Annotated in this window: 14 protein-coding genes; 2 read left to right on the top strand and 12 right to left on the bottom strand. The window is 68.6% G+C overall.

The window, feature by feature from the left end:
- Window positions 1-11: 11 nt before the first annotated feature.
- The 12 genes from LGN17_RS20335 to LGN17_RS20280 are packed head-to-tail and all read right to left on the bottom strand — an operon-like array spanning window position 12 to window position 11,812.
- Entirely contained in the window at window positions 12-1,187 is a 1,176-nt protein-coding gene (locus LGN17_RS20335; protein WP_226198362.1) for a PLP-dependent decarboxylase, read from the bottom strand.
- Window positions 1,177-2,166, bottom strand: a complete 990-nt coding sequence (locus tag LGN17_RS20330; protein ID WP_226198361.1) for a 3-oxoacyl-ACP synthase — start codon at window positions 2,164-2,166, stop codon at window positions 1,177-1,179. The genes LGN17_RS20335 and LGN17_RS20330 overlap by 11 nt, the downstream gene beginning before the upstream one ends.
- Before the next feature lie 3 nt (window positions 2,167-2,169).
- Window positions 2,170-3,153, bottom strand: coding sequence for a ferritin-like domain-containing protein (locus LGN17_RS20325; protein ID WP_069249716.1), 984 nt, complete (start codon window positions 3,151-3,153; stop codon window positions 2,170-2,172).
- Window position 3,154: 1 nt separating this feature from the next.
- Window positions 3,155-3,778 (bottom strand): hypothetical protein, encoded by a 624-nt coding sequence (locus LGN17_RS20320; RefSeq protein WP_226198360.1) that lies wholly within the window; start codon window positions 3,776-3,778, stop codon window positions 3,155-3,157.
- A 1-nt stretch (window position 3,779) separates the two neighbouring features.
- Complete coding sequence (locus tag LGN17_RS20315; RefSeq protein WP_226198359.1) at window positions 3,780-4,664, bottom strand: hypothetical protein; 885 nt, start codon at window positions 4,662-4,664, stop codon at window positions 3,780-3,782.
- A gap of 7 nt (window positions 4,665-4,671) precedes the next feature.
- The gene (locus LGN17_RS20310; RefSeq protein WP_011350104.1) at window positions 4,672-4,926 is read right to left on the bottom strand and encodes an acyl carrier protein; all 255 of its coding nucleotides are present in this window, start codon (window positions 4,924-4,926) and stop codon (window positions 4,672-4,674) included.
- A gap of 58 nt (window positions 4,927-4,984) precedes the next feature.
- Window positions 4,985-6,091, bottom strand: a complete 1,107-nt coding sequence (locus LGN17_RS20305; protein ID WP_226198358.1) for a hypothetical protein — start codon at window positions 6,089-6,091, stop codon at window positions 4,985-4,987.
- A gap of 15 nt (window positions 6,092-6,106) precedes the next feature.
- Entirely contained in the window at window positions 6,107-7,426 is a 1,320-nt protein-coding gene (locus LGN17_RS20300; RefSeq protein WP_226198357.1) for a hypothetical protein, read from the bottom strand.
- A complete protein-coding gene (locus LGN17_RS20295) occupies window positions 7,416-8,156 on the bottom strand; it encodes an outer membrane lipoprotein-sorting protein (RefSeq protein WP_226198356.1) in 741 nt (246 codons plus the stop codon). The genes LGN17_RS20300 and LGN17_RS20295 overlap by 11 nt, the downstream gene beginning before the upstream one ends.
- Entirely contained in the window at window positions 8,153-9,370 is a 1,218-nt protein-coding gene (locus LGN17_RS20290) for an ABC transporter permease (protein ID WP_226198355.1), read from the bottom strand. The genes LGN17_RS20295 and LGN17_RS20290 overlap by 4 nt, the downstream gene beginning before the upstream one ends.
- Window positions 9,342-10,052, bottom strand: coding sequence for an ABC transporter ATP-binding protein (locus tag LGN17_RS20285; protein WP_226198354.1), 711 nt, complete (start codon window positions 10,050-10,052; stop codon window positions 9,342-9,344). The genes LGN17_RS20290 and LGN17_RS20285 overlap by 29 nt, the downstream gene beginning before the upstream one ends.
- Entirely contained in the window at window positions 10,049-11,812 is a 1,764-nt protein-coding gene (locus tag LGN17_RS20280) for a fatty acyl-AMP ligase (RefSeq protein WP_226198353.1), read from the bottom strand. The genes LGN17_RS20285 and LGN17_RS20280 overlap by 4 nt, the downstream gene beginning before the upstream one ends.
- 411 nt (window positions 11,813-12,223) lie before the next feature.
- Here LGN17_RS20280 and LGN17_RS20275 point away from each other — a divergent pair, with 411 nt between their 5' ends.
- Together LGN17_RS20275 and LGN17_RS20270 are read left to right on the top strand one after the other, a co-directional pair.
- A complete protein-coding gene (locus LGN17_RS20275; protein ID WP_319000844.1) occupies window positions 12,224-13,171 on the top strand; it encodes a fatty acid desaturase in 948 nt (315 codons plus the stop codon).
- Between the two features lie 56 nt (window positions 13,172-13,227).
- The gene (locus tag LGN17_RS20270; RefSeq protein WP_226198483.1) at window positions 13,228-14,091 is read left to right on the top strand and encodes a ferritin-like domain-containing protein; all 864 of its coding nucleotides are present in this window, start codon (window positions 13,228-13,230) and stop codon (window positions 14,089-14,091) included.
- The last annotated feature ends 419 nt before the right edge of the window (window positions 14,092-14,510 follow it).

Here is a 14,510-nt window from a genome sequence, read left to right as displayed (position 1 = left end):
GTCGGGTTGGTCTAGGCGGGCCGCACGTACACGTGCGCGGCGTCGTGGGACAGGAAATGCGCCATCGAGTACGTGCGGTGATACGCGCCGCAGCGCGCGAACACGGCGATGTCGCCGGCCTGCGGCGGTGCGCCCGTGTCGTCGCGGCCGATCACGTCCGCGCGGCTGCAGGTGCTGCCGACATAGATCGTCGGCACGCCGCGCACCGGCGGCGCTGCCGTGCGGCGCACGAGCGACGGCGCGGCCAGCCGGCGCATCACCGATTCGGTCTGCGCAAGCAGGAACGCATGCGACAGCCCGCCGTCGCAGACCGCGATCGTGCGGTCCTGCCACGTCTTGACCGCGACGACGCGCGTCGCGAACACACCCGCATCCGCGAAGATCGCGCGGCCGGATTCGTGCGCGAGCGAGTACTGGCCGGCCAGCGGGGCGAGCGCGGCGGCATAGCGTTCGAACGCGGCGTCGCCCGGGTGGTCGTCGGCAAAGCCGCCGCCGAGGCTCAGCGACGCAAGCGGGGCGCCGTTGGCGGGCGCGAGGTCGCGGGCCAGCGCCGCGAGCCGTTCGGGCAGCACGAGCGTGTCGGGCTGCGTCGCGTCCTGGCGGATGAACGAATGCGGGCCGGAGAACACGTGCAGCCCGGCCACGGCCAGGCCGGCGGCGGCGAGCGTGCGCACCGCGCCGTGCGCCTCGTTCGGCGTCATCCCGAAGTGGTCGTGCCACAGCGGGCGCGCATCGTCGCCGGCCAGCGCGCCGGCGTTCACGCGCAGCAGGACCGGGCCCGGCGCGCTGCCGCCGGCCGCCGCCTCGCGCGCGAGCGGCACGAAGCGGGCGACCGCGTCCGGGTTGTCGAGCACGAAATGACAGCGCGACGCGAGCCCGGCGCGCATGAACATCTCGTCCATCGACGGGTTGTTCAGGTAGCGCGGCGTCTTGATCCGGCCGATCACCGCGTCGAGTTCGCCACGGCTCGCGAGTTCGACGCCGTCCTCGTACGCATGCGCGCAGCGGGCGAGCATGTCCTGGTTCGGGTTCGCCTTCAGCGACACGATCAGCCGCGTGCCGAGCCGCGCCTTCAGCGACCGGTAGCGCGCGATCGCGACTTCCGGCTCGTACACGTAGCACGGCGTGCGCAGGTCGGCGATCCACGCGTGGTCGCCGGCGGGCGGAAGCGGGCGCTCAGGCGTCATGGCGGCCCACCGGATGGAGCGTCGCGGCCGCGTACGCGCCGCAGTTGGACTGCATCACGCCGAGCACGCGCTGCCCGCGCGCGACCGCGTCGAGGCCGACGTCGGCCAGGTTGATCGGGAAATCCGAACAGCACGCATGGCCGCGCGCATGGATGTTTTCCGCATAGAGCCGCTCGGCCGGCACGCGCATCGCGCGGCACAGCGCATTCCAGCCGGGCAGGTCGGCGTTGTGCGGCAGCACGAGTTCGTACGCGTCGAGCGCGTGCGGCTCGAGCGCGACCGCCGCGTCGATCGCCTTGCGCGTGTACGGCCACTCCATCATGATCAGGTCGGCCTCGTTCGCGGCGACGGTATCCGAGCCGCGATGCCATTTCGCATGCGTCTCGATCGCGATGCCGCCGAGCCGGTTCTTCGTGCTGTTGCGCGCGATCAGCATCGCGGCCGCGCCGTCGCACTGCACGCCGGTCATCTGCCGCATCCGGTAGTCCTCGCCGTACACGCGGTCGGACGACACGACGAGCGCCGCGTCGAGCTGCGGATGGCGGCGCATCAGCGCGCGCACCGTCTCGATGCCGGCCGCGACCGACACGCAGTTCAGCTGCGCGACCGAGCCGAGCCACAGCGGCTCGATGCCGAGCTCGGCGGCCAGCTCGTGCGGCAGGCTGCGCGGCGCGGGCGGCACGCTGAACTGCTGCGTGTGCACGTGCACGATCGCGCCGATGTCGGACGGATGCACGCGCGCGGTGTCGAGCAGGCGGCCGGACGCCGCGATCGCGAGATCGGTCTCGCTCGTGTCGAGCGCCATGTGGAAATAGCGGCTGCCCGAGTGTGCGATCGCCGCGGCCCGCTGCGCCGGGTAGTCGCGCTCGGCGGCCCAGGCCTCGATATCGACGGGCAGGCCCGGCAGCTCGTAGGCCGCCGCGTCGATGCCGATCCAGAAGCCGGCGTCGCGGGATGCTTGGGAGGCGTTCGTCGTCATGGTTCAGTTGAGCGGCATCGCCGCGTAGTCGAGGACATCGAGTTTTTCGAAGGTCGCCTGCACGGTCGGCGTGAGCAGGCCCATCTCGCGGATCGTCGGCACCAGGCGCCGGAAGATCGAGCGGCGGATCGAGCTGGACACCGGCGACTCGCGCACCATCGCGCTGCATTCGCGTTTCGACAGCCCCATCGGTTCCCAGATGTCGTCCGCGCACAGATGCTCGTACAGCACGGCCGCGCCTTCGCAGACGAACTCCTCGCGTTCGCGCAGCTCGACCGCGCTCATCTCCGCATACACGCGGCACAGCGTGATCCGGCCGACCGCGAAGTGGCGCGATTCGTCGCGCTGGATCCGCACGAACAGGTCCTTGATGAACGGATCGGTGCTGTACGCGACCACGCTCTGGAAGATCGACAGCGCGATCCCCTCGACGAGCACCTGCATCCCGAGGTTCGTCATGTCGAGCGCGCTGCTCGTGATCGTGTCGTGCAGCAGCCCCTTCAGCGAGCGGCTCATCGGATAGCTGACGTCGAGCTTCTCGTTGACGAGCTTCGCGTACGCCTCGACGTGGCGCGCTTCGTCCATCATCTGCGCGGCAGCGCACAGCCGCGCGCTCAGGCCGTTCTCGGCCGACGCGAGCTTCGACGCGCAGATCAGCGCGGCCTGCTCGCCATGCAGGATCTGCGACAGCAGCCAGCCCTGCGCGTGATGGCGCACCTCGCGCTTGTCGGCGTCGGACAGCTTGCCCCACAGCTCCGTGCCGTAGATCAGCAGCGTCGGGTCGGGCATGCCCAGCGGATTCGCCGGATCGAGGTCGTGACTCCAGTCGACGTCGGTCGCGACGTCCCACTGCGCGGCCTTCGCCTTTTCGTACAGCCGGTTCAGCGCCTCTTCGCGCAGCGCGTAATCGTTCGACATCAGTGCGTCGACGGGCATCGACCAGCGGATGTCGGCCGTGTCCTGCATAACGGTGAGCGTGTCAGTCATTTCAAGGTCTCCCCGGCCGCGCGGCGGCGCCGGAATCATGGGCGGAATCGGTAAGCGTCGTGACGGCGCCGCGCGGCATGGCAGGGTGCGGGTCGAGGCGGATCGCATACGACGGCCACGGGCCGCGCAACTGCGCGTCGAAGACGTCGGCGAGCCGCGCGGGCCAGATCGCGCAGCACACGCGGTTGTCGCCGGCGAACTCCGCATCGCGCAGGATCCGGTCGCCGATCCACACGACCGGTGCGCCGCGCGCGGCATCGCGTAATGCTTCGTCGTACAGGTGCACGCCGAGCAGCACGTGCGGCGCGAGCAGTTCGGCGGGTAGCGCACCGAAGTACGGTGCGCAGACTTCGATGAACACGCGTGCGTCCGGATGCACGGCATCGCGGATGCGCGCGGTGACTTCCGCGAGGAACGCGAAGTACTGGACGTGGTCGAGGAGCACGCGGCGCTCGCCACCGGGCGCATCGCCCGCGTCGTAGAGGTCGCCGGCGCATTCCGCGAGCGCGGCGCGCGCATAGTCGGCCGGCGTCTCGAGCGGCATCCGGTACGCGCTCGCGGCGACCGCAACCGGCTGCCGCGCATCGCGCTCGATCCGGTAGGTGAAGTGAACGGGTCGCACCATGTCACGCCTCGTCGTCGAGAGAGAACGTCGCGTCCGGCGCGAACGCGACGTCGGCGACCGCGTAATAGCCGTTCAGCGCGAGCGAGCAGACGGCCGCGCGGCGCGGCGTGTCGCCGTCGCGATGCGCGAGCAGCACCGACAGCCACGGATCGCTGCCGAACGCATGACCGAACAGCCCGTGGCCGTCCGGCAGCAACGGCGTCTTGCCGACGGACGCGAGCAGCGCGCGGCGCGACGTCGCCGGAAAGAACGGCAGCGCCGCCTGCAAGCCGGGGCGGGCCGCGCAGAAGGTGCGGATGTCGCGGCCCAGCCGCACGACCGCGTTGGCCGGCGGTGCGGCATCGGCCAGCACCGACGGCGCCGACGGCGACGCTTCGCGGCCGATGTCGACGAGCAGCGTGCACACGCCGAAGCCCGAGCGTCCCCATGCGGGGTTGCCGTGCCAGTACGTAAAACCGTGCACGTCGATGTCGACGATCTGCAGCAGCAGCGTGCGCGGCCCGGTCTCGGCTGCGGTCGCGAGCGTGCGGCGCAGCACGTAGCCCCAGCCCGCGCATTCGTACGAGCAGGTCATCCAGTCGGGCGTGTAGTCGTTCGCGCCGGCGAGTGCCTGGGCGAACACGCGATGCGGCGGCGAATCGTTCATCAGCAGCATCGACAGGATCGTCGAGCTGACCACGTAGTCGTCCGCGCCGACCGCGCCGCACAGCCGCTCGCGTTCGGCGCACGCGAGCAGGCCGATCGCGCGGGCCGTGTCGTCGAGCGGCACGGCCGCGCCGTCGCGCGACGGCGCGACGCGCCGGTACGCGAGTGCCTGCACGGTCAGCGCGGTCGCCGGGGCCGGCTGGGCGGCGGGTGCCGCCACGGTCGCAAGGGGCGCCAGCATCGTCGGATCAGGCGGCGTGCTGCTGGCGGCGCAGTTGCGCGTCGAGCTGCTGCAGCGTCGTGTACTGCGTGATGTTCAGTGCTTCCGGGTCGATCGAACCGTAGAGCTGTTCGCAGAACACGATCAGCTCGACGATGTTCAGCGAATCGATGCCGAGCTCGCCGATGCCGGCGTCGGTATCGACGGTTTCGACGTTGAGGATCTTCGCGACTTCGCGGGACAGGATGTCGAGCGCGTCGGCCGGAACGTTCTGGGTCGTCATGAGAGGAGCTCCTGATAATGAAGTGGGTTGATCGGGATCGATCGGCCTGTCGCGTGGGTCAACTGCCGGCTTCGCAGCGCAGGCTCTTGCGAAGCTCGTGATAACAACGGTACGAACTGCCTTCCATCTTCGAAAACGCCAGCAGGTCGCGCTGGTCATCGAAAGCGGCGACCCTGCCGTCGCGCACGAGCGCCGTCAGGAACTCGTTCGACAGCAGCTTGATCGCGAGCACGCGCTGTACCTTGCCGAAGCTGTAGTGCGCGTCGTCGGTCTGGCTGCGTGCGGCGTCCGCGATGAACCGGTGCACGGCGCGCGCGTCGGCGTCGAGTTCGACGCGGCCGGTGCGTTCGAGCCAGCCGACATGCGCCATCAACGCGCGGACGAAGTAGGGGCGCACGACGGTCAGGTACTTGTTGAACACGGTCGGGCCGCCGATCCGCAGGCGATCTTCGGCACTCACGCGCACCTGGCCGCCGACGTTCGCGAGCTGCAGGTTGCCCGCGAGGAACGGTGCGCCGCAGGTCGTGCGCGTGAGCTTCCGGTATTCGTCGGGCCACACGAGGTAGGCGGCCGGGAACATCACGCCCGGCAACCGCGCGGCGACGACCGCCATGCAGTCGCGATGCGCCTCGATGCCCCATACCTTGTCGACGGTGAGCGCGAGGCCGTTGTCGTCGCTGCGCACGACCGTGCGCCATGCGGCGAGCGTCGGACCGCCGCCGTCGCTCATCAGGAACGCGAAGTTATGGCCGCTGTCGATGCAGTCGCACGCGCGACGGTTCTGGTCGTCGGAGAAGAACAGCCCGAACATGATGCGGATGAAGGCGCGCATGAACGGCTTGAACAGGTGATGGAAGCCTTCGCGGCCGATCTGGTCGAGCAGCGCTTCGGTGAGCGGCGCCTCGTCGTGCCGCAGCGGCGTCGACGCGGACGAATCGGGCAGCACGTCTGGCGTGGCGGCGTGCAGCGCGATCACCATTTCGCTGTCGAGCAGCCGCACGGCGGCCGCCTCGACGAGCCGGGCCGCCGCGCGCGGCGGCGTGCCGAGCGACGCGATCATGTCGAAGTGGCGCAGCACCGGATAGGCGGCCTGGTCGGCCACGCGCGGCAGCGGCGGGGTCGCGAGCGGGCCGGCGGACGAAGCGGGGATGGAAAGCGTGGACATGGGGCAGGGTTCCTGTCAGAAGCGCACGCGCACGGCGGCGTCGATACGGGTGCCGAGACCGACCATCCGGTACTCGGAGTGGCTGTCGGAAAACGCACGGGTGACCGCGACATCGACGCTCACGCGCCGGTTCACGTCGGCGACGACTTGCGCGATGGCGAGCAGGCCCTTGTCCTGCGGCGAATAGACCCCGCGCAGCGAGTACTCGACGCGGCCGATCTTCTTGCCGAGCCGCGCGAACAGGTAGTCGCGCAGGTTGCCGTCGACGCTCACGAAATCGGCCGTGCCGCCGAGCCCGGACAGCGCCGCGCCGGGCGCGACGGGCAGCAGCGCGTTGTTCGCGCGCACCGCGCCGACCATCTGGCGCCACTGGCTCGCGTCGTAACGCGCCTCGTCGTGCGACCACTCGACGATCAGCGACAGGTTGCCGGGCAGCGCGCTCTGCATGCCGACCGCGCTGCGCCACATGACCTGGCGGTCATTGCGGCGATCGACCGCGTCGTAGGCGGCCGGCGAATCGAGCGGCGTGCCGTTCGCGATGAAGGCCGGCAGCGGCCGTGTCGTCCCGCGTTCAAGCCACGCGCTCGCATAGACGGTGTTCGAGCGCGCGACGTCGAACGACAGCGTCGCGCCCGTGCCGCCGCGGCCCGCGTGACGGCCGGCGAGCAACGCCGCGGAGCCGCCGGCCCAGTTGTATGCACCGCGCACGAGCTGCGTCGCGCCCTGCACGTCGCGGTTGTCGACGTCGTTGCGCAGCGTGCGGTTTTCGCCGGCGATGAACTGCAGCGTGGTCTGCTCGCCGGCCCATTTCGCCTCGACGAGCGGCGTGCCTTCGACATCGCCGTAGCGGTCGTAGATGTCGGCCGTCGCGGCGCGCTTCTGGAAGAAGCCGAGCGGAAAGAACGCCTGCGACGTGTCGAGCGGATCGATCCGCTTGCCGGCGGTGAGCGTGATGCCGTTGTCGAACGCGTAGCGCACGCCGGCCTCGTTGAAGCGGGTGGCCTGCGCGCCGAGCGAATGGGTGCTGGCGACGGCGCGCGCGTTCATGAACAGGTTCTCGCCGTCGATGCGCGCGAGCAGCCCGGCTTCCTGCTGGTTGCGCGGTTCGTCGCCGATCAGGCTGCCGAGCAGCGCGTGGCCGTCCATGCTGTCGACCGAGCGTGCGTACGCGATGCCGTTCAGCGTGCTCAACTGTTCCATCAGCGATGCTCCGTGCGCGGGCGGGCAGCCGAGCGCAAGCGGGACGGCGAGCGCGACGGCGGGCCAGAGTCGGCCGGGCGATGGGCGGAGGCGGTCACGATGGGCGTCGACATGGGCGTCGTGGTCACTGGCCATCGGCAAGCGTGTCGGGATTGAACCAGCCCGACGGAATCTTGCGCGGCTGGCCGTCGAGGATGTCGACGACGCTTGCGCGCTGCTTTTCGATCTCGTTGCGATACGTGATCTTGCGGATCACCTTGCGCCCGTTCGCGTCGACCGGCGCGGAGAAGTCGGCGCTGCGGAACAGCAGGCCGCTGGCGAGGAAGAACTGCGCGCGCACCGGCACGTCGGTGTCGGGCGTGACCCACAGCTTGATCGTCGGGTAGACGTTGTCGGGATCGGTCGCGGTCAGGTCGAGCTCGGTGGCCGGCTTGCCGGCGATCGTCGTCGCGCCGGCCGCGGCCGATGCGCGATAGCTGTCCGCCCAGTGCGTGCGCGTGATGTCGCTGATCACGACCTCGCCCTGCAGCCGTTGCATCCCGTTGATGCGGACCGCGCTGCGTGTGTTCGGCACGTAGAACCAGTGGCCGCGCGTGGTCGCGAGGTATTTCTGGCCGTCGTTCTCGCCGCTGCGCGTCAGCGCGAGCGTGTCGCCGTTGCCGCGCGTATAGACGAGATAGCGCGTCGCGTCGCCGGACTGTCCGCCGACTTCGTTCGTGATCTGGATGTTCGTCTGCGTATCGGCGGCCGTGCTGCGGTACGCGTCCGCGCGGGCGAGCATGGCCTGGGCCGTCGGCGTGTCGGCGGCATGAACGAGCGGCGCGCACGCGACGAGCGCGGCGGCCAGGTGGCGAATGCGAATCATGGGGCGAGTCCTTCGAGGATGTTGCGTTTGGCGAGCCCGAGCGTCGCGAGCAGCGCGGCGGCCACCCCGAGCGCGACGAACGCGCCTTCGACGGCGGCCACGGCGGCCGGCGAGACCGTGAATTCGAGCAGGATCGGCTTCACGCGGCCCGGCGGCGGCGGCAGGTGGATCTGCGCGTGATTGAGCGCGACCATCGTCAGCAGCGCCACCGCGATGCCGGCGGCCGCGCCGAGCAGGCCGAGGAAGGCGGTCTCCTGGATCAGCACGCCGCGCACCGTTGCAGCCGGCACGCCGAGCGCACGCAGGGTCGAGATCTCGCGACGGCGCTCGACGATGCTCATCAGGATCCAGTTGCTCATCGACAGCAGGATGGTCAGGCAGAGAATCGCGCCGAACACCGAGAACTGGTTCTTGTACAGCGCGACGACCTGGTGATAGAGCGACACGAGCTGGTCCCAGGTCTTCACGTCGAGCGTCGGCAGCGCGGCGCGCAGCGTCGCGGCGGCGGCCGGCGTGTGCGCCGTGTCCGACAGGAACACCGCGATACGCGACGCGCGGTCGGTGCGCAGCAGCGCCTGCGCGGCCGTGAACGTCACGTTGACGATCCGCTCGTCGACGTCCTTGTTGCCCGTGCTCATCACGCCGACGATCTGCGCGTCGGTCGCGTTGATGCCGCCGTGCGCGGTCGACGCCATCAGCTGCACGACCGAGCCGACGTGCACGCCGAGCTTGTGCGCGAGTTCGGCGCCGACGACGACTTCGGTGCCGGCATTCGTCGGCGACAGGTAACGGCCCGACAGCACCGTGTGATAGTCGAAGAAGCCGGGCGGCTCGCGGTTCGGCTCGATGCCTTCGCCGACGAAGCCGTCGCTCAGGTCGCCGTTCGAGATCAGCCCGTCGAAGTCGATGCCGCGCGCGGTGGTCGCGACGCCGGGCAGCGCCGCGATCGCGTGCGCTGCGGCGGCCTGCTCGTCGGCGCTCAGCCCGTACTGCAGCGGCCGCTCGCCGATCAGGTCGAGATAGCCGTGGTGCAGCACCTGCACATGGCCGACGCCGCTGTCGATCGACCCTTCGCGCACCGCGTCGAAGGTCGCGATCACGTAGCCGAGCGCGAGGCTCGACGCGAATGCGGCAACGCCGATCATCGCCATCGTGAGCACGGTGCGGCGCTTGTTGCGCCAGAGGTTACGCCACGCAAACGTCGACCAGTTCACGATTCACTCCCGGTACGCCGTCGCGCATCTCGATGCGGCGCGGCAGGTGCGCGCACAGACGATCGTCGTGCGACGCAATCAGAAAGGCGGTGCCCAGCGTGCGGTTGGTGTCGAGGATCAGCTCGGCCACCGCCCGCGCGTTGGTGCTGTCGAGGCTGGCGGTCGGCTCGTCCGCGATCACGATCGCCGGCTCCTTGGCGAGCGCGCGGGCCAGCGCGACCCGCTGCTGCTCGCCGCCGGACAGCTCGCCGGGGCGGTGGCGTTCGCGCGCGGCGAGCCCCACCGCGTCGAGCATCGCGCGGGCGCGTTCGCGGCGCGTGCGCGGCGTGCCCCACGCGAAGCAGCCGAGTTCGACGTTCTCGAGCGCGGACATCACCGGTATCAGGTTGAACTGCTGGAACACGAAGCCGATGCGCTCGCGGCGGATCCGTTCGAGCGTGTCCGGCGCGTCGTCGATCCGGTGGCCTTCGAGCCAGCGTTCGCCGCTGCTCGGCACGTCGAGAAAACCGGCCAGGTTGAGCAGCGTGCTCTTGCCGCTGCCCGACGGGCCGACGAGCGCGACGACGTCGTGCTGGCCGATCGAGATCGTCGCGCCGCGCACCGCGACGACGCGGCCCGCGCCCTCGTACATGCGGGTGACGTCGCGCAATTCGAGCACCGGGGTGAGCGTGGCGGTCGTCATGCGTACGCTCCCTGGCCGGCTTCGGCGGCGGCCGCCGCGTGGATGACGGACAGCGCGCCGTTCGCATAGAGGTCGCGGCACTTCAGTCGCTGCAGCTTGCCGCTCGTCGTGCGCGGCAGCGAGCCGGGTTCGACGAAGCACAGGTCCTGCGCGGCGAAGCCGATCCGGGATGCGAGCAGTTGCTGGCACTCGGCGCGCGTCTGCGGCGTCGCATCGACGGGCCGCGCCTCGATCGCGACGACCAGCCGTTCGGTGCCGGTCTCCGGGTCGGGCAGGCCGAACGCGATGCAGGTGCTCTTGCGCAGCGTGCGATGCGACGCAAGCGCTTCCTCGATTTCGTGCGGAAAGTAGTTGCTGCCGCGAATGATGATGACTTCCTTCTTGCGCCCGAGGATATGCAGCTGGCCGTCGGCGACGTAGCCGATGTCGCCGGTGCGGAACCAGCCGTCGGCCGTCAGCGGCGCGGCGATCGAACCGTCTTCGGGATTCAGGTAGCCGAGCATCACCGACGTGCCGCGGATCGCGACTTCACCGACGGCGCGGTTCGGCAGCGCATGGTCGCCGTCGTCGAGGATCCGGAACGCCATGCCGTCGATCGGCGTGCCCATCGCCAGCACGGTTTCGGTGTCGGTGTCGGCGCCGTCGTTCGCGGCGGCCGGTTGCGCGTCGCGGCGCTCGATCAGCGCGCGCCGGTCGAGCGTGTCGGCGATCACGTACGGCGCGCCATCGACCGTGCCTTCGTGCCACGCGCGATGCATCGACACCGCGAGCGTCGATTCGGCCATCCCGTAGCACGGCTGCAGCGCCGAGGCCGCGAGACCGTACGGTGCGAACGTCGCGGCGAAGTCGCGCAGCGTCGCGTCGTCCACGCGTTCGCCGCCGATGAAGATGTTGCGGCACGCGGAAAGGTCGACGCCCTCCATCGCGGCGGCGTTGAAACGGCGCACGCAGTAGCGCAGCGCGAAGGTCGGCACCGACGTCGTCGTCGCGCGCGCCGACGCGATGCGCTTCAACCAGCCGAGCGGATTCCGGATGAAGCTGTTCGGCTGCATCATCAGCAGCGGCGCGCGGTAATGCATGTTCGACAGCAGCGTGAGCAGCCCCATGTCGTGATAGAGCGGCAGCCATGACGCGGTACCGTCGCCGGCCGCGAGGTCGAAACGCACCGACCCGCCGATGCCGAGCACGTTCGAGATCACGTTCTCGTGGCTGAGCACCGCCGCCTTCGGGTGCGACGTCGAGCCCGACGTGAGCTGGACATGATGCGGATCGCTGCCGTGCTTCGCACTGATCAGCGCGCGTGCGCCGGCGTCCGCAGCCATCGACAGCGTCTCGAGATCGACGACGCGCGTGGACGAGGCGGGAAACGCGTCGTCGCGCCATGCGGCGGACCGGGCATCCGCGGCGATGACGAGGCGCGGCCGGTACAGCTCGCATGCGACGTCGATCACCTGCCGCCCGGCAGTGGCGCGGCGCGCGGGAACCGGCACGGTGCAGGGCAGTGCGCCCGTCATCACGCAGGCCATCATCGCGGCCGCGTGCTCGATCGACGCGGGCAATGCCAGCATCACCATGTCGTTCTCGCGCACATCGAGTTCGCGCAGCGCGCCGGACTGGCGAAACACTTCTTCCGCGAAGCGCCGGTACGTGATGCTCGCCTCGTTGCCGGCGTCGTCGACGAACGTCATGCGATGCATGGCGCCGGCGACGTCCTCGAGCGATTCGATCAGGCGATGAATGGTGGATGCGTACTTCGTCACGAGGATTCTCCCCTTGAGGAACACGGCCGCTCGGGCCACGGTGCCGGCGGCGCCGTTCGTCGAGTGAGGGGGATTCTTGCCGGATCGTCATGGCGCGACAAACGGAATATTTGCAGGCTATGCATGAGCAGCACGCATCCACTCGGCGTGGCGATACGCGTGAGCACGTGCGAGGTGAATGGTCGGTACGTATTCGACCGGTCGTCTTGTTCACTATGTGGGGCGCTCATGCGCGGGCGTCATGCAATGCGTTCGGAAAATTCGTTTGTCCGAAGCATCGACTCACAGAAGAATTGCAACCCGGCAGCGCGCCAGCGTCGCCGCGTCATCGTGCCGGGCAAGGTCCGGCTCAAGGAGAGCGTCTTGTCCGTCACCTCATCGCTTGTCGCCCGCCCGAAGCCGGTTGCAGACCTGAAGAGCCGCCCGAGCGGCGTCGTCTTCTCGCTGAAGCTGGCGGTCTACGTCGCACTCATCGCGCACGGCATGCTGTTCGCGCTGTCGACGTATGTGGTCCTGAAGATTGTCGGCATCCTGCTGATCGGCGCGATGTACGCGCACGGTGTCGAACTGCAGCACCAGGCGCTGCATTACCAGGGATTCAGGAGCAAGCGGCTCAACATGGTGTTCGGCGTGCTGCTCGGCATGCCGATGCTCGTGTCGTTCCATGCGTACCAGGACAGCCACCTGCGCCATCACCGGCTGCTCGGCACGCCCGGGAACAAGGAGTTCTTCGACTACGGGGACCAGTACGGCGCGAGCCCCGTCGTCAGTCTCGGCCTGTGGGCGTGGCGGCTGTCGATGGCCGCGCACTATATCCAGTTCGCGAAGAACGTCGCGAAACTCGTCGTGCCGGGCGCACGCTTCGGCGACAATCCGCTCGTGTCGCGCGCGATCCGCCGCGATCACCTGCTGATGGTCGCGGCGATTGCGCTGCTGGCCGGCGTGTCGTTCGCGCTGCACACGTGGTTCGTCGTGTGGGTGTGGGTCGTGCCGCTCGTGTTCGTGGCCGCGCCCGTGCATGCGCTGGTCGAGATGCCCGAGCACTACCGCTGCGACCTGACGAGCACCGATCCGTTCCGCAACACGCGGACGATCGAGAGCAATGCGTTCATGACGTGGTTCACGAACGGCAACAACTATCACGTCGAGCACCACATGATGCCGAACCTGCCGATCGAGCGGCTGCACGATCTGCATGGCGCGATCGGGCCGCGCATCCGCTACTACCACCGCACGTACCGGCAGTTCTATTACGCGCTGCTGCGCGGCAGGCTGTCGCCGCGCACGGTGGAAGACGACGCAGACGACCGCGTGCCCGACGCCGACGCGGCGGCGCCGGCATCCACGCAATCGGCATGAGCGCGACGGTGCTGGCCGGTGCGGCGCCCGAACGCTTTTCGACGACGGTGACGACGATGCTCTATCCGGAACTTTTCAGGTCGCTGGAAGCGGTGCGCTGGGACATGGAGAAGGACATTCCGTGGGACACGTTCGACGCTTCGCTGCTCACCGACGAGCAGGCCGAGACGATCAGGATGAACGCGATCACCGAATGGTCGGCGCTGCCCGCGACGGAAATGTTCCTGCGCGACAACCGGCACGACAGCGACTTTTCCGCGTTCATGAGCGTGTGGTTCTTCGAGGAGCAGAAGCATTCGCTCGTGCTGATGGAATACCTGCGCCGCTTCCGGCCGGAGAGGGTGCCGACCGAAGAGGAACTACACGCGGTGCGCTTCGAATTCGATCCGGCGCCGCCGCTCGAGACGCTGATGCTGCACTTCTGCGGCGAGATCCGCCTGAACCACTGGTACCGCTGCGCGGCGGACTGGCATACCGAGCCGGTCATCAAGCACATCTACGAAACGATCTCGCGCGATGAAGCACGCCACGGCGGCGCGTACCTGCGCTACATGAAGAAGGCGCTGAACAACTGCGGCGACGTTGCGCGTGCCGCGTTCGCGAAGATCGGCGTGCTGATGGCGTCGGCGCGCCGCACCGAGAAGCCGCTGCACCCGACCAACCTGCACGTGAACCAGGCGCTGTTCCCGCGCGACACGGTGCAGTCGCGCCTGCCCGATCCGGAATGGCTCGAGCGCTGGCTCGACGAGCAGATCCGGTTCGACGGCGAGTGGGAAAAGAAGGTTGTCGAGCGGATCCTGCACAACCTGTCGATCCTGTTCGAGCGCACGTTCGCGACCGCGCAGGAGTTGAACCGCTATCGCCGCGAAGTGACCGCGCGGACGAATCGGATGGCTGACAGCGGGGTGGACGGCGTATAGCGACACGCGTTCCGTCCGGTAAAGGGAGGAACCGATTCCGTACGGTGTGGTGGCGCGACGTATGCGGGTTGCCGTGTCCGGTCGGCGCAATATGCATTTCCGGACATAATTGGTTCATCAATTTCCGGGAATTGCATGGTGCAATTCAATTTCATGCGTTTAGTATATTTTAATAAACATGAAATTGAATATTTAAATAGTATTCCGCATGTATGTTGAGATGCGTATTCTTTTCGTAATCCGGGAAGATAATAAAAATGTTTGGTGAATGAAATTGTATTGTAGGAATCGGGGTGCGGCTCTGCTCTGGCATCAAGGTGGCTGGTGGAGCGCGGGTTTGTGCCTGAAATGTCCTGTTCTTGCATGCCGTTGTCGATCGTTCTTCGCGTCGTTCCGGGTGTGCGCTTATTTACAAAATC

Origin of the sequence: Burkholderia sp. AU30280 (assembly GCF_020420125.1) — a bacterium.
Lineage (GTDB): Bacteria > Pseudomonadota > Gammaproteobacteria > Burkholderiales > Burkholderiaceae > Burkholderia.
Note: the sequence above shows the minus strand (reverse complement) of the source record. Positions and strands in the feature narration are given on the sequence as shown.

Excerpts from the sequence above, each read along its gene's own strand:
- LGN17_RS20270 (WP_226198483.1), top strand. The coding sequence starts at position 13,228 with ATGCTCTATCCGGAACTTTTCAGGTCGCTGGAAGCGGTGCGCTGGGAC.
- LGN17_RS20305 (WP_226198358.1), bottom strand. The coding sequence starts at position 6,091 with ATGTCCACGCTTTCCATCCCCGCTTCGTCCGCCGGCCCGCTCGCGACC.
- LGN17_RS20320 (WP_226198360.1), bottom strand. The coding sequence starts at position 3,778 with ATGGTGCGACCCGTTCACTTCACCTACCGGATCGAGCGCGATGCGCGG.
- LGN17_RS20285 (WP_226198354.1), bottom strand. The coding sequence starts at position 10,052 with ATGACGACCGCCACGCTCACCCCGGTGCTCGAATTGCGCGACGTCACC.
- LGN17_RS20315 (WP_226198359.1), bottom strand. The coding sequence starts at position 4,664 with ATGCTGGCGCCCCTTGCGACCGTGGCGGCACCCGCCGCCCAGCCGGCC.
- LGN17_RS20295 (WP_226198356.1), bottom strand. The coding sequence starts at position 8,156 with ATGATTCGCATTCGCCACCTGGCCGCCGCGCTCGTCGCGTGCGCGCCG.
- LGN17_RS20325 (WP_069249716.1), bottom strand. The coding sequence starts at position 3,153 with ATGACTGACACGCTCACCGTTATGCAGGACACGGCCGACATCCGCTGG.
- LGN17_RS20310 (WP_011350104.1), bottom strand. The coding sequence starts at position 4,926 with ATGACGACCCAGAACGTTCCGGCCGACGCGCTCGACATCCTGTCCCGC.
- LGN17_RS20300 (WP_226198357.1), bottom strand. The coding sequence starts at position 7,426 with ATGGCCAGTGACCACGACGCCCATGTCGACGCCCATCGTGACCGCCTC.
- LGN17_RS20330 (WP_226198361.1), bottom strand. The coding sequence starts at position 2,166 with ATGACGACGAACGCCTCCCAAGCATCCCGCGACGCCGGCTTCTGGATC.
- LGN17_RS20335 (WP_226198362.1), bottom strand. The coding sequence starts at position 1,187 with ATGACGCCTGAGCGCCCGCTTCCGCCCGCCGGCGACCACGCGTGGATC.